The organism is Marinobacter profundi, assembly GCF_002744715.1.
Classification (GTDB): Bacteria; Pseudomonadota; Gammaproteobacteria; order Pseudomonadales; family Oleiphilaceae; genus Marinobacter; species Marinobacter profundi.
The window spans coordinates 248,128-273,592 of record NZ_KZ319372.1 but is presented as its reverse complement, the minus strand read 5'-3'; the positions used below and the strand labels follow the sequence as shown (position 1 = coordinate 273,592).

At 60.1% G+C, this 25,465-nt stretch carries 26 protein-coding genes; 14 read left to right on the top strand and 12 right to left on the bottom strand.

All coding sequences use genetic code 11. The annotated features are described in order from the left end of the window. The coding region (locus CLH61_RS18485; protein ID WP_211289116.1) for a hypothetical protein at positions 1-182 on the top strand (182 nt) is incomplete at its 5' end. Here the strand turns inward: CLH61_RS18485 and tyrS are convergent. Beyond that, positions 172-1,374, bottom strand: coding sequence for a tyrosine--tRNA ligase (tyrS, locus tag CLH61_RS13225; protein WP_099615217.1), 1,203 nt, complete (start codon positions 1,372-1,374; stop codon positions 172-174). The two genes, CLH61_RS18485 and tyrS, sit on opposite strands and share 11 nt — an antisense overlap. Before the next feature lie 305 nt (positions 1,375-1,679). On the opposite strand from tyrS, the gene CLH61_RS13220 reads away from it, so the two are divergent. Beyond that, positions 1,680-3,059, top strand: coding sequence for an OapA family protein (locus CLH61_RS13220; RefSeq protein ID WP_099615216.1), 1,380 nt, complete (start codon positions 1,680-1,682; stop codon positions 3,057-3,059). Continuing rightward, positions 3,059-4,183, top strand: coding sequence for an anhydro-N-acetylmuramic acid kinase (locus tag CLH61_RS13215; RefSeq protein ID WP_099615215.1), 1,125 nt, complete (start codon positions 3,059-3,061; stop codon positions 4,181-4,183). The genes CLH61_RS13220 and CLH61_RS13215 overlap by 1 nt, the downstream gene beginning before the upstream one ends. 54 nt (positions 4,184-4,237) lie before the next feature. On the opposite strand, the gene erpA is transcribed toward CLH61_RS13215, so the two are convergent. The 4 genes from erpA to argC form a co-directional block, all read right to left on the bottom strand. Continuing rightward, positions 4,238-4,570, bottom strand: coding sequence for an iron-sulfur cluster insertion protein ErpA (gene erpA, locus CLH61_RS13210; RefSeq protein WP_211289122.1), 333 nt, complete (start codon positions 4,568-4,570; stop codon positions 4,238-4,240). An 86-nt stretch (positions 4,571-4,656) separates the two neighbouring features. Next, positions 4,657-5,139, bottom strand: a complete 483-nt coding sequence (locus tag CLH61_RS13205) for a bactofilin family protein (protein WP_099615213.1) — start codon at positions 5,137-5,139, stop codon at positions 4,657-4,659. 2 nt (positions 5,140-5,141) lie between these two features. Then, a complete protein-coding gene (locus CLH61_RS13200; RefSeq protein ID WP_099615212.1) occupies positions 5,142-5,882 on the bottom strand; it encodes a DUF6776 family protein in 741 nt (246 codons plus the stop codon). A gap of 8 nt (positions 5,883-5,890) precedes the next feature. Continuing rightward, positions 5,891-6,931: an N-acetyl-gamma-glutamyl-phosphate reductase gene (gene argC, locus CLH61_RS13195; protein ID WP_099615211.1), complete on the bottom strand. Its 1,041-nt coding sequence runs from the start codon at positions 6,929-6,931 to the stop codon at positions 5,891-5,893. 174 nt (positions 6,932-7,105) lie between these two features. On the opposite strand from argC, the gene CLH61_RS13190 reads away from it, so the two are divergent. The 6 genes from CLH61_RS13190 to CLH61_RS13165 all read left to right on the top strand — a co-directional run bounded on the left by CLH61_RS13190 (position 7,106) and on the right by CLH61_RS13165 (position 13,341). Then, positions 7,106-8,881, top strand: coding sequence for a chloride channel protein (locus tag CLH61_RS13190; RefSeq protein ID WP_099615210.1), 1,776 nt, complete (start codon positions 7,106-7,108; stop codon positions 8,879-8,881). Between the two features lie 3 nt (positions 8,882-8,884). Further along, a complete protein-coding gene (gene hemJ / locus CLH61_RS13185) occupies positions 8,885-9,307 on the top strand; it encodes a protoporphyrinogen oxidase HemJ (RefSeq protein ID WP_099615209.1) in 423 nt (140 codons plus the stop codon). Between the two features lie 102 nt (positions 9,308-9,409). After that, the gene (gene thiD, locus CLH61_RS13180; RefSeq protein WP_265734793.1) at positions 9,410-10,120 is read left to right on the top strand and encodes a bifunctional hydroxymethylpyrimidine kinase/phosphomethylpyrimidine kinase; all 711 of its coding nucleotides are present in this window, start codon (positions 9,410-9,412) and stop codon (positions 10,118-10,120) included. Beyond that, on the top strand, positions 10,117-10,794 hold the full coding sequence (gene thiE / locus CLH61_RS13175; protein ID WP_099615207.1) for a thiamine phosphate synthase: 678 nt from the start codon (positions 10,117-10,119) through the stop codon (positions 10,792-10,794). The genes thiD and thiE overlap by 4 nt, the downstream gene beginning before the upstream one ends. Before the next feature lie 3 nt (positions 10,795-10,797). Continuing rightward, positions 10,798-12,081: a glutamate-1-semialdehyde 2,1-aminomutase gene (gene hemL, locus CLH61_RS13170; RefSeq protein ID WP_099615206.1), complete on the top strand. Its 1,284-nt coding sequence runs from the start codon at positions 10,798-10,800 to the stop codon at positions 12,079-12,081. Positions 12,082-12,420: 339 nt separating this feature from the next. Beyond that, a complete protein-coding gene (locus tag CLH61_RS13165; protein WP_099615205.1) occupies positions 12,421-13,341 on the top strand; it encodes a lipase family alpha/beta hydrolase in 921 nt (306 codons plus the stop codon). A 65-nt stretch (positions 13,342-13,406) separates the two neighbouring features. On the opposite strand, the gene CLH61_RS13160 is transcribed toward CLH61_RS13165, so the two are convergent. The 4 genes from CLH61_RS13160 to CLH61_RS13145 form a co-directional block, all read right to left on the bottom strand. Then, entirely contained in the window at positions 13,407-14,747 is a 1,341-nt protein-coding gene (locus CLH61_RS13160) for a tetratricopeptide repeat protein (RefSeq protein WP_170003735.1), read from the bottom strand. A gap of 233 nt (positions 14,748-14,980) precedes the next feature. Next, on the bottom strand, positions 14,981-15,529 hold the full coding sequence (locus CLH61_RS13155; protein WP_099615203.1) for a hypothetical protein: 549 nt from the start codon (positions 15,527-15,529) through the stop codon (positions 14,981-14,983). Beyond that, complete coding sequence (locus CLH61_RS13150) at positions 15,526-16,242, bottom strand: anti-sigma factor family protein (RefSeq protein WP_099615202.1); 717 nt, start codon at positions 16,240-16,242, stop codon at positions 15,526-15,528. Before CLH61_RS13150 ends, CLH61_RS13155 begins: the two co-directional genes overlap by 4 nt. 10 nt (positions 16,243-16,252) lie before the next feature. Next, positions 16,253-16,789, bottom strand: a complete 537-nt coding sequence (locus CLH61_RS13145) for an RNA polymerase sigma factor (RefSeq protein ID WP_265734792.1) — start codon at positions 16,787-16,789, stop codon at positions 16,253-16,255. Between the two features lie 290 nt (positions 16,790-17,079). On the opposite strand from CLH61_RS13145, the gene CLH61_RS13140 reads away from it, so the two are divergent. Further along, positions 17,080-17,985 (top strand): DUF4382 domain-containing protein, encoded by a 906-nt coding sequence (locus CLH61_RS13140; RefSeq protein ID WP_099615200.1) that lies wholly within the window; start codon positions 17,080-17,082, stop codon positions 17,983-17,985. 128 nt (positions 17,986-18,113) lie between these two features. Here CLH61_RS13140 and CLH61_RS13135 read toward each other — a convergent pair whose 3' ends face one another. Both CLH61_RS13135 and mrcB read right to left on the bottom strand, forming a co-directional pair. Next, positions 18,114-18,704, bottom strand: a complete 591-nt coding sequence (locus tag CLH61_RS13135; protein ID WP_407657584.1) for a tetratricopeptide repeat protein — start codon at positions 18,702-18,704, stop codon at positions 18,114-18,116. Continuing rightward, positions 18,701-21,019, bottom strand: a complete 2,319-nt coding sequence (gene mrcB, locus CLH61_RS13130; RefSeq protein WP_099615199.1) for a penicillin-binding protein 1B — start codon at positions 21,017-21,019, stop codon at positions 18,701-18,703. Before mrcB ends, CLH61_RS13135 begins: the two co-directional genes overlap by 4 nt. A gap of 124 nt (positions 21,020-21,143) precedes the next feature. Here mrcB and CLH61_RS13125 point away from each other — a divergent pair, with 124 nt between their 5' ends. Beyond that, complete coding sequence (locus CLH61_RS13125; RefSeq protein ID WP_099615198.1) at positions 21,144-22,724, top strand: bifunctional aminoglycoside phosphotransferase/ATP-binding protein; 1,581 nt, start codon at positions 21,144-21,146, stop codon at positions 22,722-22,724. Then, the gene (locus tag CLH61_RS13120) at positions 22,721-23,080 is read left to right on the top strand and encodes a Rieske (2Fe-2S) protein (RefSeq protein ID WP_099615197.1); all 360 of its coding nucleotides are present in this window, start codon (positions 22,721-22,723) and stop codon (positions 23,078-23,080) included. The genes CLH61_RS13125 and CLH61_RS13120 overlap by 4 nt, the downstream gene beginning before the upstream one ends. Here the strand turns inward: CLH61_RS13120 and sfsA are convergent. Then, positions 23,077-23,796 carry a DNA/RNA nuclease SfsA gene (gene sfsA / locus CLH61_RS13115; protein WP_099615196.1) on the bottom strand — a complete coding sequence of 240 codons (720 nt, stop codon included), beginning with the start codon at positions 23,794-23,796 and terminating at the stop codon, positions 23,077-23,079. The genes CLH61_RS13120 and sfsA overlap by 4 nt on opposite strands. 270 nt (positions 23,797-24,066) lie before the next feature. Between sfsA and dksA the strand changes: the two genes are divergently transcribed. Both dksA and gluQRS read left to right on the top strand, forming a co-directional pair. Then, complete coding sequence (dksA, locus tag CLH61_RS13110; protein ID WP_099615195.1) at positions 24,067-24,507, top strand: RNA polymerase-binding protein DksA; 441 nt, start codon at positions 24,067-24,069, stop codon at positions 24,505-24,507. A 49-nt stretch (positions 24,508-24,556) separates the two neighbouring features. Further along, the gene (gene gluQRS, locus CLH61_RS13105) at positions 24,557-25,465 is read left to right on the top strand and encodes a tRNA glutamyl-Q(34) synthetase GluQRS (RefSeq protein WP_099615194.1); all 909 of its coding nucleotides are present in this window, start codon (positions 24,557-24,559) and stop codon (positions 25,463-25,465) included.

Sequence of the window (25,465 nt, the reverse complement as noted above, 5' to 3'; positions counted from 1 at the left end):
AGAACTTTCAAACTCAATTTCTTCAATACTTTCAAACGGTTGTCTTTCGATTTCCGGCCCGCCTCAGTGGCTTGCCCCTCGAAAGAGATGCGCATTCTACAGACCTCAGCCGAGGAGTCAACGGGGGCCAGCAAAGAATTTCAGATTTTCTTGCAGCCCCCGCAAAACAGCTCAATCCGTGACCACCACCCGGGCAATTTTCTTCTTGCCAGCCTGTACAACCGCCTCATCACCCACTTTGAAGTGGCGCTCGCCCTCAAGCTGAACCCCATCAATAAAAACCGCCCCACGCCCAAGAACGTCCCGCGCTGCCGCGCCATTCTTTACCAGGCCGGCCAGCCGGAGCACTGCGGCAATCGGAAGCTCGCCCTGACCTTCAGCCGAAACCTCGACAGTGGGCACATTTTCAGGAATTTCGCCCAGGGCAACACGGTTACCGGCGGACTTGTGCGCCGTCGCCGCAGCATCCTCGCCATGGAAGCGCGTAATGATCTCCTCGGCAAGCAACCTCTTATAGTCCTGCGGGTTGGCCCCACCGGCAACCGCCTGGCGGAACTCATCAACTTCCGCCATCGGCCGGAAGCTCAGCAACTCGAAATAACGCCACAACAACTCGTCAGGCACGGACAGCAGCTTGGTGAACATTTCACCCGGCGCGTCATTAACGCCCACATAGTTACCCAGCGACTTGGACATTTTCTGAACACCATCCAGCCCCTCAAGGATTGGCATGGTCAGAATCGCCTGAGGGGACTGGCCATAGTGCTTTTGCAGAATACGCCCCATCAACAGATTGAACTTCTGGTCTGTTCCGCCGAGTTCAACATCCGCCTCCAGGGCAACGGAGTCGTAACCCTGCACCAACGGGTAGAGGAATTCATGAATCGCAATAGACTGCTCGGAACGGTAACGCTTGGTAAAGTCATCCCGCTCGAGCATCCGTGCCACGGTGTACTGGCCCGCGAGCTTGATCATGTCCGCAGCGGTCATCTTGCCCATCCATTCGGAATTGAAGACAACGCGGGTTTTCTCCCGATCAAGGATCTTGAATACCTGCTCTTTATAAGAAACGGCATTCTGGGCAACCTGTTCTTCGGTAAGCGGTGGCCGGGTGGCACTTTTTCCCGTCGGGTCACCGATCATCCCGGTGAAGTCACCGATCAGGAAGATCACCTCATGACCAAGGTCCTGAAACTGGCGGAGCTTGTTAATAAGCACGGTATGCCCGAGGTGAAGATCCGGCGCAGTGGGATCAAAGCCGGCCTTGATCCGCAATGGACGCCCCTGGCGCAGCTTCTCGACCAGTTCGTCCTCCGGAAGTAATTCATCCACTCCTCGCTTGATGATGGCCAGAGCTTCTTCGATGGATGCCATGAACAGTGATTCCCCACATATCTGAAACAGGCCGGCCAGTTACAGAGTTCTACAAATCGAATCTGTGCGTTACTGCCAAGCCTGATAGAGTGATTTCTGACCAGTCAAAACAACGGCCAGCCCCGGAAAAAGGGCAGCATTATAGCAATCCATGAAGCGAAAATCCGCGCCTGAGATGCTTGTGACGCCATGACTGACGCTACCCTGAACGCTTTTTATACGGTAGTCTGTTGAACTATACTTTAATGGTAACTTTAATTGGGTTGTACAACCTAGCGACCTAACAACCAAAACAGGTTTCAGACGTGCTTAAAATGTTTCCCAAAACGCACCTCGCGGCCGCGATTTTTGCCGGAGCGGTTGTCGGTACTGCGATGATGTTGAGTCCCAGCGCTGACGTTGAGGCAAAGCGAATGTCTGTTTCGCTGGACCTGAATCAACAAGAGTCCGGGAAGCCAGTCACCGACACCCAGCAGCCGGCGATCGCCATGATATCGCCGACCGGCGAAGCCGTTAATCCAGAAAACGCCACCGCTTCGACCACAACGTCGGAGGATGTTCCCGCTGAACCCGAACAGACCTGGGATCGCTTTGAAATCAAGAGCGGTGACACCCTGTCATCACTGTTCAGACAGGCCGGCTTCAACGATCGCCTGATGTTGTCCGTGATCCATGGCAAAGGCGATGCCGAGCAGCTTCAACACCTTTACGCCGGTGAGACCATCGCTTTCGCCCGGGGCGATGAAGGGGAGCTTGACGCCATCCGGCTGGAACGCAGCCTGCTGGAGACCCTGGAGATCAAAAGGGCGGAAGACGGCTTCCACGGCGAACGGGTCATTCGCGAACCGGAAGCCCGCATTACCTATGCAGAGGCGGAAATTGACAGCTCGCTGTTCGGTGCAGGACAGTCTGCCGGCCTTACAGACAAGCTAACGATGGAACTGGCCGGGATTTTCGGCTGGGATATCGACTTCGTAATGGATATCCGCAAGGGTGATCGTTTCAGCGTGGTCTACGAAGAGCTCTACCTGGACGGTGAGAAAATTGACAATGGTCGAATCCTGGCGGCCAACTTCCAGAACAGCGGGCGGGATCTCGCCGCCGTCCTGTATACCGACGATAACGGTGTCAGCGGGTACTTTACTCCGGACGGGCGCAGCATGCGCAAAGCGTTTCTCCGCACCCCGGTGGACTTTGCCCGGATTTCGTCGCACTTCAACTTGAAGCGCAAGCACCCGGTATTGCACAAGATCCGCGCGCACAAGGGCACTGACTATGCTGCGTCGCCAGGCACTCCCATCAAGGCAGCAGGTGACGGCAAAATCATCCTGGCCGGCCGCAAGGGCGGGTACGGCAATACTGTTGTACTCCAGCACGGCAACAACATAACGACGCTCTACGCTCACATGAAGGGTTTTGCACGAGGCATTCGTTCCGGCAAGTGGATCAAACAGGGTCAGGTCATTGGCTATGTGGGGTCGTCCGGACTGGCTACAGGACCGCACCTGCACTATGAGTTCCGCCTCAACGGCGCGCCACGCAACCCGGTCACAGTGAAACTTCCAGACGCGGCTCCCATTCCCAAAGCGGAAATGGCCCGGTTCAAGGCGGCCACCGAGCAAAGCCTGGCACAACTGGACACCTATCGGGATACGGCACGGATGACTCTCGCGCGGGGTGACTGATGTCAGGACAGGCAGGGAGCGCCCGTCCCGGAAAATTCATCGGGCTGATGTCGGGAACCAGTATGGACGGGATAGATGCCGCCCTGGTGTCGTTCCCGACCGGTCGGGTCGAAATACATGCCACCCACTCCATGCCTTATCCGGATGACCTTCGCCATCGCGTTTGCCGCCTGAGCCAAAACCAGGGGACGCCGGACGATATTGGCGAGGTTGACCACGCCATCGGCGAACTCTTCGCACTTACCGCCTGCGGTCTTCTGGAAAAGTCACATACCACAGCTGCCGAGGTGGCCGCCATCGGCAGCCATGGCCAGACGATCCGTCACCAACCACGCCACATCGCCCCGTTTTCAATGCAGATCGGTGACCCGAACCTGATCGTTGAAAAAACCGGCATTACCACTATCACTGACTTCCGGCGCCGGGATATGGCCGCCGGCGGCGAGGGGGCACCACTGGTGCCTGCCTTTCATCGCGCATTTTTTGGCTCCAGCGAGGAAGATCGCTGCATCCTCAATCTCGGCGGTATCGCCAATATCAGCTGGCTACCGGCCGGTAGTCCTGAGTCCGCCAGCGGTTTCGATACCGGTCCGGCCAATGCCCTGCTTGACGCCTGGAGCCTCGACCAGACCGGACGCCCGTTTGACGAGGACGGCCACTGGGCGAGCGAAGGCAAGGTAAACCGGGAACTGCTCGACGACATGCTGACAGATGCCTACTTTGCCCAGCATCCGCCGAAAAGCACCGGCAAAGAGAAGTTTAATCTGAGCTGGATCCGAACCGTGGTGCAGCGCCATCCGGACATACCTCCGGCAGATATTCAGCGGACCCTGCTGGCCTTGACCGTGCAAACCATCGTCGACCAGTTACCGGAGAACACGGCAGTAACTATCTATGCCTGCGGAGGAGGGGTCAGAAACTCTTTGCTTTTCGACGAACTGGCTCACGCCATCCAACCTCGCACGCTCCGCTCAACGGCAGAACTCGGGTTGGATCCACAATGGGTGGAGGCGAGCGCCTTTGCATGGCTGGCCAAACAGACACTCGAAGGGAAAACTGGCAACCTGCCCGGCGCCACTGGCGCCCGTGGAAGTCGGATACTGGGAGCCATCTACCTGCCCTGAATGCCCCCGCCGGCCAGCATGAGTGCGACACGGCGGGTTGACTACCCCGTCAGATCAGATGGAAAAAGAGGATCCGCACCCGCAAGTGGAGCTGGCATTGGGATTGCTGACGGTGAACTGGGAGCCCTGGAGGCCTTCCTGATACTCGATGGTTGCCCCCACCAGATACTGGTAACTCATCGGATCTACCAGCAAGGTGACGCCGTCTTTTTCAATCACCGTGTCTTCTTCATCCTGCGCTTCGTCAAACGAAAAACCGTACTGAAAACCGGAGCAACCGCCTCCGGTCACAAATACCCGCAATTTAAGGTCGGGATTGCCTTCTTCTTCGACCAGTTCACGCACCTTCGCAACTGCACTGTCACTGAGAAACAGCGGTGTCGGCATTTGTTGCTGAACTACACTCAAGTCCGCCTCCGGTACATTGTTCGTAAATTGGCCACAATTATCGTATTCCCGACCAAAACAATCAACTATTCCGCGCTCAGGGTAACTTCGGCCTTTTTGCTGCTATCTGCCTCAGCATCAACTTTGGCCACCGACTGCTTGTCCTTCTTGCCGGTTGACTGGCCAATGAGCCCCACCGGTTCCTTCTGATGAACAAGGTTACCGTTGACGGCCGCACCCATCGCCATTTCGATAAGGTTGTAATAGACGTTGCCATTAATGGAGGCATTGGAGGCAAGCTCAAGGTGCGCCGAGGCATAGACATCTCCATGCACGGTGCCGTTGATGATGACGTGGGGCGCCACGATATCTCCATCAACCTCACCGACTTCGGAAAGGCGCAGAATGGCATCAGCTCCGTCTTCCGCGACTACTTTACCGGTGACACGACCATCAATGTGCAGCCCTCCGGAAAACTGGATATCACCCACCAGCGACGTCTTGGCGGAAATCAGCGTATCAAAATGACCAGCCGGGCGACGCGGCTTTTGTTTTTTCTTTCCGAGCATAACTACTTCTCCGTCAGAGAACCCCAATCAAAGGTACGTTCAGCCTGCGTTGATTTCTTGCCTTCGGCCTGAGCCACCACCTGGACTTCCAGGGGCTCAAATCCTTCCGGCAGGGCAAACAGGCCGTCAATGTCCTGAAAATAACGGAACCGGAACTTGACTCCCAGATCCTCGATATCGTCGGACAGGTCTCGTAAGGCAACGACTTCTTTTTCGCCATTCCGGGATCCGATGACGTTCACCGCCACCATTCCCGAGATATAGTTTTTATTATTGCCAACCTGGGTCAGCACCAGCTTGAAGTTGTAGGCGCCTTCCTGGCGGGCCCGGCTGACCGTAAAACGGTCGACCTGAAGGCCCGTGCTGGTTTCTGACGGCGCCATGATATTTTTATAGAAAGTCAGGTCTGCTTTCAGTGATGAAATCTGCGTTTCCAGCCGGGCAATGGTCCGGCGGGTCTGTGCCAGTGCCTGCTGATCGATGGTGCGACCGCGCTCGAGGTTTACCAGCTGCTGGCTGGCTTCGGCATAGCGGGACCGCAACTCCCGCAATTCCGTTTTCAGCTCGTCACGGGACGCCGTCACATCCGACAACCGGAAACCCTCCAGCGTGCTGCCTGCAGCATATCCGATCAACGCCGCCATCACCGTGACAACGAGCATCACCAGAAACCGGCGCAGCTTGTGACCGGGCCGGTGGCGAACGACGACAAATTCTTCCGACGGCTTTTTGCTGATACTCACCGGACGACCTACGGCAACAACGCCGGAGCAGCCAGGCCCAGGGTCTCGTCGATGCCAAACATGATGTTCATGTTCTGCACTGCCTGACCTGCCGCCCCCTTGACCAGGTTATCAATCACCGAACTGACAATGACCATATTGCTCCCCGGCTGCCGGTGCAGCGCCATGCGGCAGGCATTGGCACCGCGGACACTGCGGGTTTCAGGATGACTGCCGAACGGCATCACATCCACAAACGGTTCGTCCGCGAAGCGCTCCTCGTAAAGACTCTGCAGGCGGTCAAAATCGGCCGGATTACGCAGCTCGGCATACAGGGTAGCCTCGATGCCACGAATCATGGGCAACAGGTGCGGCACAAAGGTGACACCTATGTCCGCGCCCGAAGCCGCATTGGCCAGCCCCTGCCGGATTTCCGGCAGGTGCCGGTGACCGGACGCCCCATAGGCCTTGAAGCTCTCGCCGATTTCACCATGCAGCATCCCTATGTTGGCCTGGCGCCCTGCTCCACTGGCACCGGACTTGGCGTCGGCAATGAGTCGTGAGGTATCCACCAGGTCATTCTCCAGCAGCGGCAGGAAACCCAGTTGCACCGCGGTGGGATAACAACCGGGATTGGCCACCAGCTGCGCCGCACGAATGGCATCGCGCGCCACTTCCGGCAGACCGTAAACCGCTTTGGCCGCCCACTCCGGAGTCTCATGGGGCATACCATACCAATCGGCCCATACCTTCAGATCCTTGATCCGGAAGTCAGCAGACAGGTCCACCACACGGATACCCCGGGCCATCAGTTCCGGCACCATGCGCATCGCGACACCATGGGGAGTCGCAAAGAACACCAGGTCGCAGGCGGTCAGGGTATCCAGATCCGGTTCAGAAAACGCCAGGTCGAAATGGCCGCGCAGGTTGGGATACAGGTCAGCCACCGCCATGCCGGCTTCCGAGCGGGAGGTGATACAGCGCACGTCGGCATCCGGGTGCCCGGCAAGAATTCTCAACAACTCCACACCGGTGTAACCGGTTCCGCCAACAATACCTACTTTAATCACCGAAAACTCCACCTTCTGACAATTAATTTGGCGGGCCTGACCAGCACCGCGCGACCAATTCCGGCCAACTAGTCTATCATGATAAACCATCGACTTATTGCAGCATCCTAACTGCCCGTTACAATACCTTTTCAAGAACGTTTTCCAGCCTCCCAACCCGGAACTCCGGCATCCATGCCCAACATTATGCATTACATCACCGAGAACCTGATTCCGATGTTCCGACGCAGGTTGTCCGGTGTGGATGCTCTGCCCCAGCTCGCGTTGCTGGGGCTATTGTCCGGGATCTTTACCGGGGCCGTCATCCTGTTGTTTCGCCAGGCCATTGAGTGGCCACTGGACTATTTCCTGCCCGGGCGGGGCTCCGAAGGCTTCGAGAACCTCGACATCCTGACTCGCGGGCTGCTTCCGCTGGGCGGAGCAATCGCCCTGGGCGTGTTGTTGCACCGTCTGCATATTCAGGATCGCAAGGTTGGGATTGTCCATGTCATGGAGCGCCTGAACTACCATCAGGGCTACATTTCCTTTCGCAGCATGATGGTCCAGTTCGTCGCCGGCGTCGGCACCGTCATCAGCGGGCAGTCAGCTGGCCGCGAGGGCCCCGCAGTACACCTTGGCGCCGCGGTGTCCAGTCTGATGGGGCAGTGGATGAGGCTACCCAACAACAGCATCCGGACCCTGGTAGCCTGTGGCTGCGCTGCCGCCATTTCAGCGTCATTCAACACCCCGATCTCCGGGGTCATCTTTGCCATGGAAGTCGTGATGATGGAATACACCATCGCCGGCTTCACGCCGATTATCCTGGCTGCCGTCAGTGCCGCCATCGTCACCCAGGTGGTGTACGGCGCCGAGCCGGCGTTCAGTGTTCCGGCACTGACGATGAATTCACTGATGGAGATCCCCTGGATCCTGGCGATTGCCGTCATCATCGGGGTGGCGGCCGCAGCCTTTATCCACTTGGTGGACAGCAGTGGCCGCTTCCAGCACCGTCCGATCTGGCTGAGACTCACCTTTGCCGGCGTGCTGATGGTTCCCTTTGCAATCCTCGTGCCCCAGGTGATGGGTATTGGATATGACACCGTTAGCCTTACCATCCACAATCAGCTGCCGTTCTGGCTGCTGCTCGGGGCCGGGCTCGCCAAGCTGGTGATCACCTCGGTGACGATCGGCCTTGGCATGCCCAGCGGCGTCATCGGCCCCACCATTTTCATGGGCGCAACCCTGGGCGGGGCCATGGGGCTGGTGGGCGCCCATGTCGCCCCGGAACATGCGTCCTCGGTCGGCTTCTATGCCATGCTGGGCATGGGCGCGATGATGGGTGCGGTGCTGCAGGCGCCACTCGCCGCGCTGATGGCCCTGATCGAGCTGACCCGCAATCCCAATATCATTCTGCCGGGGATGCTGGTGATCACCACCGCCAGCCTGGTGACCAGTGAAGTGTTCGGCAAGAAGTCGCTGTTTCTGACCATCCTCAAGAGCCAGGGCCTGAGTTATCAGAACTCGCCGATTATCCAGGCCCTGCGGCGGGTATCTGTCGGCGCCATCATGGATCGCAGCATTCACCGCACCGAACGCTACCTGCCCCTGGAGGAGGCTCGCCAGATTCTCAGGGCCGAGCCGAAGTGGCTCATCGTTGATGGCAGTGACGGGCCGACCGCCCTGATGCCCTCTGTGGACCTCGCACGCTATCTAGAGGATATCGCCACTCTCGCCAGCGAAGGCGAAGTGGAACTGCCGGAAACCATTGACCTGATGGACATTCCGGCTAACCGCCGTGACGTGGCGCCGGTGCAGTACCAGGCCACGCTCGAAGAGGCATTGAACGAATTTGATGAAACCAGCGCGGAGGCACTTTTTGTCCAGCGTCATGCGGCGCCGATGATCCAGCGGATCTATGGCGTCGTTCTAAGGTCCGATATCGAGAGTTATTACCAATACCGACGGAGCTGACACATGCTATGGGTTAAAGCCCTCCACCTGATTGCCATGGTTTGCTGGTTTGCCGGCATCTTCTATTTACCGCGGCTGTTCGTGTATCACGCCGCCTGTGAGGATCAGCCCGGGCGCGACCGCTTCAAGATCATGGAGCGTAAGCTGTATCGTGGCATCACCACGCCTTCAATGGTCGCCACGGTGATTTTTGGGGTGTGGCTGATCAGTTACAATACGGCCGGTTACCTCAGCCAGGGCTGGCTGCACGCCAAGCTCAGCCTTATTGTCCTGCTGATTATTTACCATTTTTATTGCGGCCACCTGGTGCGGGTGTTCCGGGACGATCGCAACACCCGCAGCCATGTTTTTTACCGCTGGTTCAATGAAATTCCGGTCTTCATCCTGGTGGCGGTGATCATCCTCGCCACGGTGCGACCGTTCTGATGAACTGATTCAAGGAGTCGCGCTATCAAACTACAGCAACGCCCCCAGGTCCTCGTTCTGTCCGGACTGGACCCTTGTGGTGGGGCCGGCATCCAGGCCGACATCCAGGCCATCACCGCACTGGGCTGTCATCCACTGCCGGTGCTGACCTGCCTGACGGTGCAGGATACCCGCAACGTCTACAATGCGGCACCGGTGGCAGCGGAACTGATCGGCGAACAACTGGCGTGCCTGGCTGCCGACACACCGATCCACGCCATCAAGACCGGCGCGCTGGGCAACGCCAGCGTGGTCGGGGCCATTACCCGGTTTCTCGATCTGCACCCGGGAATTCCCCTGATAGTCGACCCGGTGATCAAAGCCGCCGGTGGTGGCGACCTGGCCGACGCCGAGTTAATTACGCGGATGCGAGGCGACCTGTTTCCCCGCGCCGAGGTCATCACGCCGAACGGCATTGAGCTAGCCTTGCTGGGCCAGAGCGACAACCCACCGAGTGCTGCGAACACTCTGCTGCAGGCAGGCTGTCACTCGGTGCTGGCAACCGGTGGCCATGGCGAGGGAGCAAAAATCATCAACACGCTGTACCGCTCGGGCCAGGCACCAACCCAATGGTCCATCACCCGGGTGGGTGGTGAATACCACGGCACCGGCTGCACCCTGGCCGCATCGATTGCGGCGGGACGGGCCGCCGGCCTGCCCCTTGAGGCCGCCATCGAGCAGGCCCAGCAGTTCGTTGCGCTAGCCATCGGGCACGCCCTGGCAGTCGGCCAGGGACAGCCCGTTCCGGACCGCAGCGTCCGGCTCGAATCATGACAGCGCCCGCGTGCAAGGGCATTCGCCCCGGACTCTATGCCATTACCGACAGCGCCCTGATGCCAGACTCGCGACTGATCCGCGACGTGGAAGCCGCGCTCACCGGCGGCGCTGTCATGGTGCAGTATCGTGACAAGAACTCACCGCCGAGCGACCGCCTGAGCCAGGCCCGCAGCCTGCAGGCCGCCTGTCGCAATGCCGGAGCCCTGCTGATCATCAATGACGACCCGGAGCTCGCACTGCGGGTCGGGGCGGCAGGTGTTCATCTGGGCCAGGGCGATCGCCCACTTCACGAAGCAAGGCAACTGCTGGGTGACGACGCCATCGTCGGTATCACCTGCCACGGCGACCTGGAGCTGGCCCGCACCGCCGATCAGGCCGGCGCCGACTACCTCGCCTTTGGCCGTTTCTTCGTTTCCGGCACCAAACCCACCGCGCCACCAGCCGATCCGGCTGTGCTCGGGCGCGCCCGCCAGTTTGGCAAACCGGTAACAGCCATCGGCGGCATCACCCTTGATAATGCTGCGCAGATGATTTGCGCCGGTGCTGACCTGCTCGCCGTCGTGGGCGGACTGTTCGGCAGCGACGACACCGAACAGCGGGCCCGGGAATTTGCTAACCTGTTCAGCCGCCACCATCCCCTTTTTCATTTATCGTCAGTACGGGAGTCCTGAATCATGACCCATTCCGAAATCCTTTTTGAGCAGGCCCAGAAATATATTCCTGGCGGCGTTAACTCGCCGGTCCGGGCGTTCCGGGGCGTGGGTGGCACTCCATTGTTCTTCAACCACGCAGAGGGCGCCTACCTCTACGATGAAGATGGCCGCCGATACATTGATTACATCGGCTCCTGGGGCCCCATGATCCTTGGCCATTCAGACAAGCGCATCAAGGATGCCTTGCACGCGCAGATCGAACTGGGGGTGGGCTATGGCGCACCGACCGCGATCGAGACCGAAATGGCCAAGAAAGTCTGCGAACTTGTGCCCTCGATCGATCTGGTGCGGATGGTCAACTCCGGCACCGAAGCCACGATGAGTGCCATCCGGCTCGCCCGCGGCTATACCGGCCGGGACAAAGTGGTCAAGTTCGAGGGTTGCTACCATGGTCACGTCGACTCGCTGCTGGTAAAAGCCGGCTCGGGGGCACTGACGCTGGGGGTGCCCAATTCACCGGGCATTCCGGCCAGCCTTGCCGAACTCACCATTACGCTCACCTATAACGACATCGACAGCGTGCGGGAAACCTTTGCCCGCCTCGGCGACCAGGTTGCCGCCATCATTGTCGAGCCGGTGGCCGGTAATATGAACTGTATTCCGCCGGTGCCGGGCTTCCTGGAGGGGTTGCGGGAGGTCTGTGACCAGTACGGTACGGTGTTGATCTTTGATGAGGTAATGACCGGCTTCCGGGTTTCTCTCGGCGGCGCCCAGGGCCACTATGGCATCACCCCGGACCTGACTGCACTTGGCAAGGTCATCGGTGGCGGCCTGCCGGTGGGTGCCTTTGGCGGTAAACGGGAGATTATGGAGCACATCTCCCCCCTTGGGCCGGTTTACCAGGCAGGCACCCTGTCCGGTAATCCGCTGGCAATGACCGCAGGCCTGACGACCCTCAATGCCATTTGCGAACCCGGATTCCACGACCGCCTGGCAGCCCGGACTGCTGCGGTGCGGGACGGATTGAAGGCTGTCGCAGACAAGGCCGGCATTCCGATGGCCGTACAGGGCGTTGGCGGGATGTTTGGCTTCTTCTTCAGCTCAGAATCGCAGATCACCCGTTTTGACCAGGTGATGGCCTGCGACATTGAGCGCTTCAAGGCTTTCTTCCAGGGCATGCTGAAAGAAGGCGTCTACCTGGCACCCTCCGCATTCGAGGCGGGCTTTACCTGCGGCGCGCTGTCCGAAGACGACATCGCCCATACCCTTGAAGCCGCCAGCAAGGTAATGGCAACCCTGAAATAAACCGGGCGCCCTCCCCAGGCGTTTCGATGCCACCCTGGTCCGGATGTCATTCCGGGCCAGGGTGGCGACCCGCATCACAAACCCGCCAAAAACCGCCCCATAACGCCCCAACTTCGTTGACTTGCCCGCAATATTGTCCGAAAACTGATCAGATCTCCCAGGAGATGCACTGACTGCGACGATCTAACAATTCCAAAAGAAGTCAGCGCACAGAAGTGAGCATCAGTCCGCAGGATGATGTCCAGATGTCTCTGGAGACGCCCGTTAGGTTGACACGGGTCCACTGGACCCCGACCGCAGTTTGACCAACAAAGACAACAACAAACTGTAGGTGCAGCAATGAAACAATGGTTGAAAGCAAGCAGTCTGGCGCTGGCCCTGGCCTGGTCCGCGCCCTCAATGGCCTGGTGGTGGGATAACACCCCTTCCGATTACACCGACACCCGTTACCCGGTCGTACTGGTACACGGCATGTTCGGTTTCGATTCACTCGCCGGCGTTGATTACTGGTACGGTATCGCTGAAGACCTCCGGCGCCACGGTGCCGATGTCTATACCACTCAGGTGCCGGCGCTCGACAGCACGGTTGCCCGTGGAGAAGCTCTGTTGTCACAGATCCAGGCCATCGCGGCCGTCCACGGCAAGGTCAACCTGATCGGTCACAGCCACGGTGGCCCAACCGCCCGTTATATTGCCAGGGTTCGTCCGGACCTCGTTGCCTCGGTGACATCCGTCGGATCCCCCCACACAGGATCTCCGGTTGCCGACCTGATCTACGGCTCACCCGCCGAAGGTCTTGCCGCGTCTCTGGGCAATGCCCTTGCGGGCCTGATCGACCTGCTTTCCGGCGGTGGCTACAACCAGGACATGCGCGCCAGCCTGTATTCACTCACTACCGAAGGCAGCGCCGAGTTCAACCGCTTTGCGCCTGCCGGCATGCCCTCCAGCAGCTGTAGCGAAGGGGCTTATTCCGCCAACGGTATCCGCTTCTATTCCTGGGGGGGCACCGGAGTGCTGACAAACGTCCTGGATCCGTCGGATGCGCTCATGGGCACCACCAGCCTGGCCTTTGGCTTCAGTGCGAACGACGGCCTGGTTGGCCGGTGCAGCTCCCACTTCGGACGGGTAATCCGCGATGATTACTTCATGAACCATCTGGATGAGGTCAACCAGACTCTCGGCCTGCACAGTCTGTTCGAAACCGACCCCAAGACTGTTTACCTCCAGCAGGCCAACCGCCTGAAAAATGCCGGACTCTGATCCCGGCACCTGAAGAGCGACACCAGAAAACAGAACGGCCGCACCTTGCGGCCGTTCTGTTTTCGTCAGAAGACTCCTTCGAGCGCCATCTGGGCAGTTTGACGGCGATACTCGTAGCGATCGATGGTGCTGTCGTTATCCGTGAGATTCCATTCCGCACTGATCACCCATTGACGACTCAGCACGTAACGGGCCAGCACGCCACCCTCGACACGTTCATCCTCACGCTCAAGGGTCCGGATCACACCATCGCTGATAAGGCGGTGGGGATCCGGATACCGGCTATGCCGATACCCGGCCTCGACACCGACCTGCAACCGCGAGGTCAGCAAGCGGCGCACTCCCGCCTCGACAAAGTGCCGACGCGGCGAGACGCTGTAGAACTCCCAGAAGGTTTCGAGATCGTCGCGGTCGTTTACTTCATAGCGATACTCGGCATCCAGTCGCCAGGCGCCCATCTTCTTGCGGGCGCGAAACGCCGCACGATACCACTCACCATCGTACGCCTGAAACGCCTCACCGCCGGTGACCGAGCTGCCGGATACCGTCGCCTTGCAGTCACCTCCGTTACCCAACAGGGCGCAATTATCGGCCTCGTAGGCCAGGTCCAGCCTGGCTTGACGCTCGAGCTCCCGGCTGTCCAGCCAGCTCTGGGAGCCACTGACCGTCGTCACCAGACGTCCCGGGCCAGCCTGTTGCAACCAGGCAACACCCAACCGGATCAGATCGGTATTGAAATCACTTGCCGAGGGGTAGCGGCGGGTATAAGCGGCACCTTCAATGCGGAGCCCGGAGTCCCGGTTACCGGCAGCGATACCTGATCCGGCAAGTATGGCCTCCCAGGCGGCACCCGATCGACCGGTCGCGGCAGACTCTGGTGCACTGGCAATATTGTCGTCGTAGCCACCTGCGAGGGACAGGTAGCCCTGCCATTCGCGGTCGGCTACCCGCATCTCCTGCTGACCGGCCTCCAGTCTGTCAAGCTGGCGGGTGGCAAGGGCCACCAGCTTGTCATCACTCCCGGACTGTCGGACCGAGCTGAACCAGTCTCGCGCAGACAATGTATTGCCGGACCCGAGGGCAACCAGGCCCAGGTTGTACATTGCGAGGGTGCGGTGATCGGAATCCAGTAAGGCGGTAAACTCGGCCTCTGCCAACGAGTATTCGCCCAACCGAAAATAGACAACGCCAAGATTGTAGTGCAAGGAAAGACGGGTCAGGCCCCGGCTGCGAGCCTCTTCAAGAAACTGGCGCGCCAGCTGCAGGTCGCCCGCTCCGAACGCCTTCACACCGGAACGAAACGACGCCTGGGCATCAGCTGCTCCCGCTCCGGTCGCGGCGACGACCGTAGACACCGGCAGGCAAAGCACAAGCAGAATCGGTACTAATCGCCAACTTGCAAGCAAGCGGGGCTCCCCGGAACAGGTGTGAATAACGCACCAGCCGCAACCACTACGCAGTATTTGCCGGAGTATCCCGCAATTCCGCGTCAGTTGGCGACCAATGAGCAGACCTCGTTACTTGGAGAGTATAACAGCGAAGGCCGGCTGGGAAGCCGGAGTTAAAGTGGGCAACATGCCTCGGCAAGAATGGCCCGAACGTCCTCGGGTAGCTCCGTTGACCGCTGGCGGCGAAACCCTCAGTTGCCCGAGCCGTTCAGCAGCGTATCGGTTGTCTGCTCCAGGGTGTCACCAGTGGCGTCGAGCAGGTTGCCGGCGCCATCGAGGGTGCCGTCCAGCACGTCGCCGGTGCCATCCAGCAGACCTCCGTTATCACCGAGAACGCCATCAAGAACATCACCGGTGCCATCCAACAGGTCACCGGTGCCATCAAGAGTTCCGTCAAGGATATCGCCGGGACCCTCGAGTATATCTTCGGTGTTCAGCAGATCATCATCGACCAGATCCTGAATATCGCTGGTCTGCTCGCTGACCGCGTCACTCAGCTCCCGCGTGCTGTCCAGCACGTCGATGCTGTCCCGCAGTCCCGGCATCTCGAATCGGTCCGTAATCACCGGCTGTGGCAGTTCAATCTCCCGGACCACCGACTCCGTGAGTTCGGCATCGTCCGTCACCATTCGCATGGTGACATCGAGATCATCACTGGCGTGCGCCGCCGTTACCACGAACACCAGCAAAACCAGCACGCCTGATATCCGCCCTGCCATCTTGTTCAGCACCTCAATCATGATGCAGGCTCCGTTGTTGCCGCCGCAGTAGCTCCGGGGATACTAGCCCGGAAGGTTTTCTGTCGGCGACCGTCATCAAGGTGAGCAACCAGTTCTCCGGCCCCGGGGAACAGTACCCTCAGAGGCAGCGCGAGGACGTTTTCACCCGCCGCAAGGTCCACTTTCCAGCTCAGCTGGTGATGACCCGGGTAGGTTGCCAGCTCCACATGGGGAGGCAGTTCCAGTGTCAGGGTCACACCGGTCAGCGCCTCGCCGGAATTGAAAGCCAGCCGCACCGTCCGGACACTGTCGACAACTACCGGAACGCTGTCCGAGCTGCCTTCTGCAACCGGCGCAACTGACGTCGCAGTCGCGTCAGCCATGGCTGACGGCTCCCCTTCGCCCGATCCGGACTTGAGCCCCACACCTAAAGCAATGCCCAACGCCAGCGCCGCTGCGATGGCGCCACCCAGAATCGGCGTGCTCCAGCCCTGCCCTGCACCCCCGCCGCCATGGCGAGTAGTCGCGGCACCAAGCACCCGCTGCTCGAAATCCGGTGACGGATCCGGAATGCCGTGCTGCGCAAGCGCATCCAGAATCGCCCTTTCACTGGCCAGCCGTGACAAGCAGCGCTCGCAGCCGGCAAGATGGGCGGCAACCCCTTTTGCCTGCGCCGCCGGAAGCTCGTTCAGAATGTAAGAAACCAGATCACGCTGGCAGTCACGACAAGTCATATCCATCACCTCATTGTTCCACACGCCCGGTAACGGAAAAAGGTTCCATTTCTCGCTGCAACCGTTCACGGAGTGCTGCCCGGCACCGATGGAGCCGGGATTTGATGGTCCCGATGGGCACATCAAGTACTTCTGCAATGTCCTCCTGCCGCCAGCCGTCGACATCGTGCAACATGATCAGCGTTCGCTGATCGGGCGACAGGCTCTCAAGCACCCGGGCAAGCTGTGGACCCAGCCGCGCAAGATCGAGCTGCTCACCCAGCTCCGGGGTGTCGGAGGCAAACGCATCGAGATAGCCAGCCTGCTGCTCCGGGTCTGCCACTTCACTGATCGGCCGATCCGACTGACGGCCCTTGCGACGAACCTGGTCAATGAAATGCCGATACAACACACGATTGAGCCACGGTCTGAGCTGATCGACCGCTTCCAGTTCCTCGAGGCGCGGATAGAGTTTTACCACCACATCCTGAACCAGGTCTTCGGCGTCCTGTTGTTGCCCGGCCAATCTGAAGGCGAAGCGGTACATACCCTGCAAATGGGGCTGCACAAGCCGTTCAAATCGCTTGGACCGGGAAGGCCGAAATGGAAGTAACGCCAAATCCAGTGCTCACTTACTTCAGGTGATCAGGTATGAAATCGGGTCAGGCCAGTCTATAACAGAACCAGAGCCGGGAATATGAGTTACCCGCGGCAATCCGTAAACTTTACACTCATAAAGTTAGAAAACGTTAACAAGCCGGCAGGAACCCGGTAACGGAATGTGTCGTTTAATAGGGAGGATGTGCAACGTTTCGCACATACCCATTTCGTGACCAGCCAAAAGAATGGAGACACAAAATGAATAACTCGCTGAAGTTTCTTACGGTCACAGCCCTCGCGGCCAGCCTCGCAGCCTGTGGTGGCGACGGTGGCGACAGCCAGGCTACAGGCACCCTGTCCCTGGGCATTACCGATGCCCCGGTGGACGAACTCAAGGAAGTGAACATCACAGTAACCGGCGTGGAAATCAAGCCGGCCTCCGGCGAAAGCCGGCGCTATGATTTCGAGGAGCCGCTGGCTCTCGACCTGCTGGCTCTGCAAGGCGGTAACGCCGCCCTGCTGCTGAACGACGAGGAAGTACCTGCAGGCGAATACAACTGGGTCCGCCTGTACATCAGCACCGAGCCGGGCGAACTGACTGCCGTAGATATGAACGGCGGCGTCCATGATCTCTACATTCCATCCGGCGCACAAACCGGACTCAAGCTGGTGAGCGGCTTCACCGTACCTGCCGGTGGCGATGCGGACTTCACCATCGATTTCGACGTGCGCAAATCCATCGTCGATCCCCAGGGCAGCAACCCGAGCGGCGCCGAGTACTTTCTCAAGCCGGCATTACGGCTGATCGACAATGTTGAAGCGGGCACCATCAGCGGCACCGTCGACGGAACACTGATCGCCGAAGCCTGCACCGATGCCGCCACCTTTGATGGCGGAGTTTATGTCCACACCGGCGCAGACCAGGTTCCGGATGACCTTGGCAGCACCAACGAGCCACTGGTGATTGCTCCCGTAGCATTCGATGGTACCGCTTACTCCTACACCGCAGCCTTTATCAGCGCCGGCAACTACACCGTAAGCTATACCTGCGACCTGGACACCCGGGAGGATGCTAATGGCGAACTGGTGGATGAGGAGCTGACTTTCTACGGCACGCAGAACGTCACCGTGGTTGCGGACACCACAACGACTGCGGACTTCTGATTGTCCGAGCGTTTCCGCCCAACCCAAAAAAAGAGCCCATTGCGGGCTCTTTTTTTGTATGTCCGGCGCGACACCACCAACCCTGGCGATGTCACCCTCCGCACCTCACCCGATCTCGCCGGGTCGGATCAGAGCATCGCCGCCCGGGACTCGGCCTCACGGGCTCCTGCGGTATTACCCCTTGCCCGCCGGATATCGGCCAACAACAGCCAGCCGGTGCGCTGCAGCCGGCTATCGCTGCCAGCGAGTGACAGTCCCTTCAGGGTAAACTGTTCCGCCGAGCCAAGCTGATTCATTGCGACGTAAGCTTCGGACAGCTTGAAGTACACCTCAGGAGAGCGTGGTGCGATGCGCTGGGCCCGTTCCAGTTGACTGACCGCACCCCGGGCATCACCACTGGCCAGCAGGTTGTCCGCCTGGCGAATCAGGCTAGCGGCAGCGGGCGACAGAGCCTCACTCTGGTCCTGATAACTCGGCCGTGAGGAGGAGTCCCGCTCAGGCGCCGGCTGACTGACGACCGGCTCGTCCTCCTCATAACCCTGGTCAGCGGCGGATTCCGGGTAACTACCCTGGGTACTGCGGGGCGGCTCCGGCGCCTGTTCGCGGGGCTGGGAGCTTCCAATCGGCACGTAAATGGAACCCCCGGGGCTGCTGGCACACCCGGCCAGAGTCAGACCCGTGGCAAGCAGTGTGGCGTATTTCAGTTTCGACATCATCATTGGAACAATCCTTCAAACCAGCCTCGCAACCGTTTTTGCAACCGCCCGGAACAGGACACGGTCGCCGTCGGTTCGCTGCCCGCGATAAAAGGTACGAAGCGTGCATTGTCACAAAATTCATCAGTCAGGGCTTCCGCAGCGGGGTCGACCCAGTGATAGCGGACGCCATCCGGCACCACAGGGGAAAACCCGTGTTGAGGCACCTGGCTCATAAACCTCGCCCATACCGGCAACGCTCCACTGGCACCGGTCAGCGACGTCGGCCCATTGTCGTCCCGGCCAACCCAGGTGACCGCCAGCAGGTCGCCACTGAAACCGGCAAACCAGGAATCCCGGCCATCATCGGTGGTTCCGGTCTTGCCTGCAAGGGTCAGGCTTCCCGGCACGAACCGGTATGCCGAGCGCCCGGTGCCCTCCTGCATGGTTTCCTGCATGGCGTACTGAACCAGGTGAACCGCCGCCGGGTCCGCCACCTGGTCGACCTTGAGATTGTAGCGTGACAGCGGCTCGCCCTTGGCATCGGTAACCTGACGGATCGTCCGCAATGGGGTGTTGAAACCGGACGTCGCCAGTCCCTGGTAGATCTGGGCTACGGTGACCGGCGACATGGAAACCGCTCCCAGCAACATCGACGGGTACTCGGGAACCGGGCTGGTAACACCCAGGTCCTGCAGGACGGCGATCACCTTGTCGATACCCACATCCAGCCCCACCCGGACTGCAGGCAGGTTATAGGAATGGGACAGCGCGCTGTGCAGCGGCACGTCACCCCGCTCCTGCTTGTCATAGTTCTGCGGTTCCCAGCGGCGGCCATCATCAAACACCAGCGAGAACGAGCGATCCTCCACCGGCGTAATCAGGGTATAACGCTGGGGTTGCTGCAGGGCGGCCAGGTAAATAAACGGTTTGACCAACGAGCCGATGGGACGGCTGGCATCCACCGCACGATTGAAACCGGCGAATTTCGGATCGCGGCCGCCTACCAGTGCCAGCACTTCCCCGCTGTCCCTGGCGGTAACGACCATGGCAGACTCCAGCCCGCCCTCTGTAGGCGCGCCGCCCAGGCCATCGAGGGTTTCCCGCACCGAATACTCGGCGGCGTGCTGCAACAAGGGATCAAGGGTGGTGAAGATCCTCAACCCCTCACTCTTCAGATCTTCTTCCTTATAATCCCGCGCCAGGTGGCGACGCACCAGGTCGATGTAGGCGGGATAACGGTTCTCAGAATACGACGGTCGGGCAGCAATACCCAGCGGACGTCCCTTGGCACGACTGGCCTGGGCAGCGTCGATATGACCGGTTTCCGCCAGCACATCGATTACCAGGTTACGCCGTTCCAGCGCCCGCTCCGGGTGGCGCCGCGGATCATAGTAGCTGGGGCCCTTGACCATGCCGACCAGCAACGCCAGCTGGTGCAGCTCCAGATTGCCCAGGGATTCCCCGAAATAGAACTGGGAGGCCAGGCCAAAGCCGTGAATTCCGCGACTGCCAGCCTGGCCGAGATAGACCTCGTTCAGGTACGTCTCGAGAATATCCCGTTTGTCGTAATGCAGCTCCAGCAGCAGCGACATCAGTGCTTCATTCCCTTTACGGATCAGCGTCTGGTCACGGGTCAGGAAGAAATTCTTGACCAACTGCTGGGTCAGGGTACTGCCGCCCTGGACGACGCGGCCAGCCTGCAGGTTCACCCACATAGCACGGGCAATGGACAACGGTGCAATGCCGGAATGATCATAGAAATTACGATCTTCCACCGCCAGCAGCGTTTCCTCGAACATCGGTGGCAGATCTTCCAGACGGATCAGGACCCGGTCCTCCTTGTGGGCCGGATAGATTCCGCCGATCTGGGCGGGTTCGAGGCGAACAATGGGCGAGGCATCTCCGGCGACAACCCGGAAATTACTGACCCGGTCGCCAGACACCGTAAATGACAACTGGCGCCGGGGCTCGGCGCCATCGGCAAAGCGGAAACCACGGGAGCTGATAACAAACCGCCCCCCGCTCTGACGGAAGGTGCCAGGCTGGACGCCATCGCCGCGCCGGAACCCTGCCAGTTCAAGCTCGCGAAGCAGCCCCCCGGCACTGACACTGGCCCCGTCGTACAATTCCAGAGGACGCGCATATACCCGCGACGGCACCTCAAAGCGGCGGCCCTCAAAGCGGGAGGTGACCACCGCGTCCAGATAGACCGTCCAGCCGGCCAGGATGACCAGGCCGATGGCTGCGAGCCGGAAGAACAAGCGCCAGAACCAGGGTTTACTGTGTTTGCGCTTGTTCTTTTTGGGATTTTTTCTTGGGGAACTGGACTTTTTCATGGCGCCGATTATAGCGAAAGCGGGCCACCATGATGCAGCCCCGCTCCATGTTATTTCTGTAATCTGCGATTTATGCCCGTTATGATAGCCGCAGCCATAACTATCGAGTTCTAAGGAGAGGCCCGTGACTGACACCAACACCGATCTGATCAGCGCATTACAGAATCCGGCGCTCTACGACCACCCGGTCACGGACTTCCAGGTCCTCCAGACCCATATTTCCTGGGTCATTCTGGCAGGCGACTACGCCTACAAGATCAAAAAGCCTATGAACTTCGGCTTTCTGGACTTCTCCACCCTGGCGCAGCGCAAGCATTTCTGCGAGGAAGAGGTCCGGCTGAACCGTCGTCTCGCAGCCAACCTGTACCTCGGAGTGGTGCCGATTACCGGAAGCCCCGAGCAACCGCAGCTGGGCGGCCAGGGGGAGGCCTTTGAGTACGCCGTCCGTATGCGCCGGTTCGACCAGGACCAGCTGTTTGACGTGCTACAGGAGAAAGGGCAGCTAAACAGCGAGCTGCTGAACAGCCTGGCACGCCAGGTTGCACAGTTCCACGACCAGCTGCCTCCGGTCGCCGATGACCAACCACTGGGCACCCCCGGAGCGGTGTTTGCCGCCATGCAGGAGAACTTTGACCAGATCCGGCCACTGCTCGAGGACGATACCCTGCTCGGACAACTGGACGTGCTGGAAGACTGGACCCGCACCACCTTCGAGCGCCACCGGGACCTGATTGCGCAGCGCCGGGCACAGGGTTTTGTCCGCGAATGCCACGGCGACCTGCATCTGGCCAACATCACGAGCTTCGAAGGCCGTGTTACCGTCTTTGACTGCATCGAATTCAACGAACCCTTCCGCTGGATCGACGTGATCAACGACCTGGCCTTCCTGCTGATGGATCTGGAATCGCGACGGGAAACCGTGCTCGCCAACCTGGTGCTGAACACCTACCTGGAGTATCGCGGCGACTATAACGCCCTGGCCCTGCTGCCCCTCTACAAGGCCTACCGGGCGATGGTGCGGGCGAAGATTGCCCTGTTCACCATGGCATCCCCGGGGCTCAGCGAGCAGGACAAAATCGGCCTGCTGCAACGCTACCGCGATTACGCCAACCTGGCCGAAAGCTACAGCACCATCCCCAATCTCTACATGCTGGCCACTACCGGCCTGTCAGCGAGCGGTAAATCCTGCGTGAGTGCCGCGCTGGCGGCGGAACTGGGGCTGATCCGGATCCGTTCCGACGTTGAACGCAAGCGGCTGCACGGCCTTGGCCCACTGGACCAGAGCAAGTCTGCCCCCGGGGAAAACCTCTACACCGCGGAAGCCAACGAGGCTACCTACCAACACCTGGCCCGGCTGGCAGCGGAAATGCTCGACGACGGCCTGCCCGTGGTGGTGGATGCCGCCAGCCTGAAAGTGACCGAGCGGGCACTGCTGACCGCAGTGGCGGAAGAACACGGCGCCCCGTTCGCGCTGATCCACTGCGAGGCGCCGGAACAGCTGCGCCGGGAATGGATCCGCAAGCGCTCCGACGATGCCTCGGAAGCCACCGAAGAACTGCTGGACCAGCAAGCCAGCTGGTTCGAACCGCTGACCGCCGAGGAGAAGAGCCACACGATCCACATCCATACCGACCAGGATCATGTGGCAGAAGCCCTCGCTGACCGTATCCGGCAGCATTTCGGTCTGTCCGACCCTGCCAAATGAGCGGGAGCGGCTGGCAGGCAATCTGCAAGGAGGAGGAGCTGGCGGGCGGCGTATTCGTCGAGTTCAGCCTCGGCGAAGCGACCCGGCCGACCCGCGGTTTCGTGTTCCGGCGCGGCGACAGGGTCTGCGCCTACGTTAACCGCTGCCCCCACCTGGGCATCGAACTCAACTGGTTACCGGGCCGCTTTTTCGATATCGATGGCTGTTTCATCCAGTGCGCCACCCATGGCGCACTGTTCACCCCGGAGGACGGCCACTGTATCGCCGGCCCCTGCCAGGGCGACGCCCTGACGCCACTGCCGGTTCAGGTCAAAGAAGGCATTGTGCGGGTCAACCCCGGAAAGGCCATGACTTAAAGGCAGACAGGGACCGCCCGCCCCAGACCCAGTGCTCCGGACGGCTCGCCGTTGCTCTCCAGGTCAGCCCGGTAAGCCAATACTTCAACCCCCGCGGCGGCCGCTTCCCGCAGCAACTTGCCGTAAGCCGGATCAATGTGATCTGCCGGCCGGACCTCACGAATTCCGCTGTGATTAACCACGAACAACAGCACCCCGCGCTCGCCGGCCGCGACCTGGCCCATCAGTTCCCGCAGGTGTTTCTGGCCGCGCACGGTCACCGCGTCGGGAAAATAGCCCACCCCTGCCTCACAAAGCGTGACATTCTTGACTTCCACCCAGGCATCCGGGGCCGAGGGATGGCCTGAAAGATGGAGGTCGATGCGGCTTTTTTCACTGCCATAGCGAACCTCCGACCGGCAGCTGCCATAGCCCGCCAACTCGGCCACCATACCCGCCTCGATCGCGCACCGGGCCTGGCCATTGGGTCTGGCAGTGTTGATACAGGCCAGCCCGGCGCCGGTGTCCACCAGTTCCCAGGTATAGCGCAACTTACGCTTGGGGTTATCACTCTCACTCAGCCAGACCCTGGCGTCTTCCGGCTGGCAACCGAGCATCGATCCGGTATTGGGACAATGAGCCGTCACCTCGCAGCCATCCTCAAGCCGGACGTCGGCGAGAAACCGCTTGTAACGCCGGATTAGCCGGCCACCGATCAGGGGAGACGGAAACTCCATGACAAAATCCTCGGATTTTCGTTTGCCGCATCATACGTATCCTGACCGCCGGAGGCCAACGCAGAGTAAAAGGTGCCATCACAAGGCTGGCGCGCCCATGCCTTATCTGCTATTTTCCGCAAATTCCCGTTTCAGGACGAACGTTTCTGCCCCTGAGAAGGTGCCTGTCCCTGTACAGGTGCAAGGAAAACGAATACGCGGCGGTGGCGGATTGCCACTGCCATCGACAGAAAAGCGTTCTAGCGAAGTACCAATAAGAGGCCGGGTTCAATGGCAAACACTGCAGAACAACCACGCGAGCGTTTCTCAAACTTCACCCCCTATGAAATGAAGAAGGGTGAAGATTACATGAGCGCGGACATGCTTGAGCACTTCCGCAATCTGCTGCTGCAATGGAAGCAGGAGCTGATGGAAGAAGTTGACCGCACCATGCATCACATGCAGGAAGATGCAGCCAACTACGCGGATCCCAGCGACCGTGCCACCCAGGAGGAAGAGTTCAGCCTGGAACTGCGCACCCGCGATCGTGAGCGCAAACTGATCAAGAAAATCGACCAGACCATCGACCGTATCGACAAGGACGATTACGGCTTCTGTGACCAGTGTGGCGTCGAGATCGGCATTCGCCGCCTGGAAGCCCGTCCCACGGCGACTCTGTGCATCGACTGCAAAACCCTGGCGGAAATCCGCGAGCGTCAGACCGGTATCTGACCGCTGCCCTGCCGTACCGGCCTCCCCGGAGGCCGTTACCTGGCTACCTATGACCGAGAATCCCTACCGGGGCCGATTTGCGCCCTCTCCTACCGGCCCGCTTCATTTCGGCTCCCTGGTGACAGCGCTGGCCAGCTTCCTCGAGGCCCGAATCCGATCCGGCACCTGGCTGGTTCGCATTGAGGATCTCGACCCGCTGCGGGAACCCGCGGATGCCGCCGACCGGATTCTTCATAGCCTGCAAGTCCACCAGCTCATTTCGGACGAGCCGATTCGCTTCCAGTCCCGGCGCCACGCCGCCTACCATGCCGCGATTGCCAGCCTGATCAGCCAACACAAGGCCTACCGTTGCCGTTGCTCCCGCAAACAGTTGCTGGCCCATGGTGGCCGTCATCCGGATCACTGCCGGACCGCGCACCTCAGTGACAGCGGCACCCCGTGCGCTATCCGCTTTGCGCTGGAAGACGAGCGCAGTGAATGGCAGGATGAACTGCTTGGCCCGCAACACCAGTGGGTGCGCCGGGAGCTGGATGATCCGGTTCTGCTGCGCAAGGAGGGGTTTTTCGCCTATCAGCTCGCTGTCGTGGTGGATGACATTGACCAAGGCATCACCGACGTCGTCCGCGGCTCCGACCTGCTGGGGATGACCGCGCAACAACAGCAGCTATTCCGTGCCCTCGGCCATCAGCCACCGCGCTGGCTGCACATCCCCGTCATCCTCAATGCCGCAGGCCAGAAGCTCAGCAAACAGAATCAGGCTCCGGCACTGGATGACACCACCCCGGCTGCCAACCTGACTGATGCGCTGCAGGCGCTCGGCCAACAGCCGCCTGCAGAATTGCGCAGCTGCACGCCCGCCGAAATCCTCGCCTGGGCCGTCCGCCACTGGCGACGCGATGCCATCCCGCGCCACCCTCACCAGGCACCGGGCTGCCTGACGGACCGTCAGCACAACTGA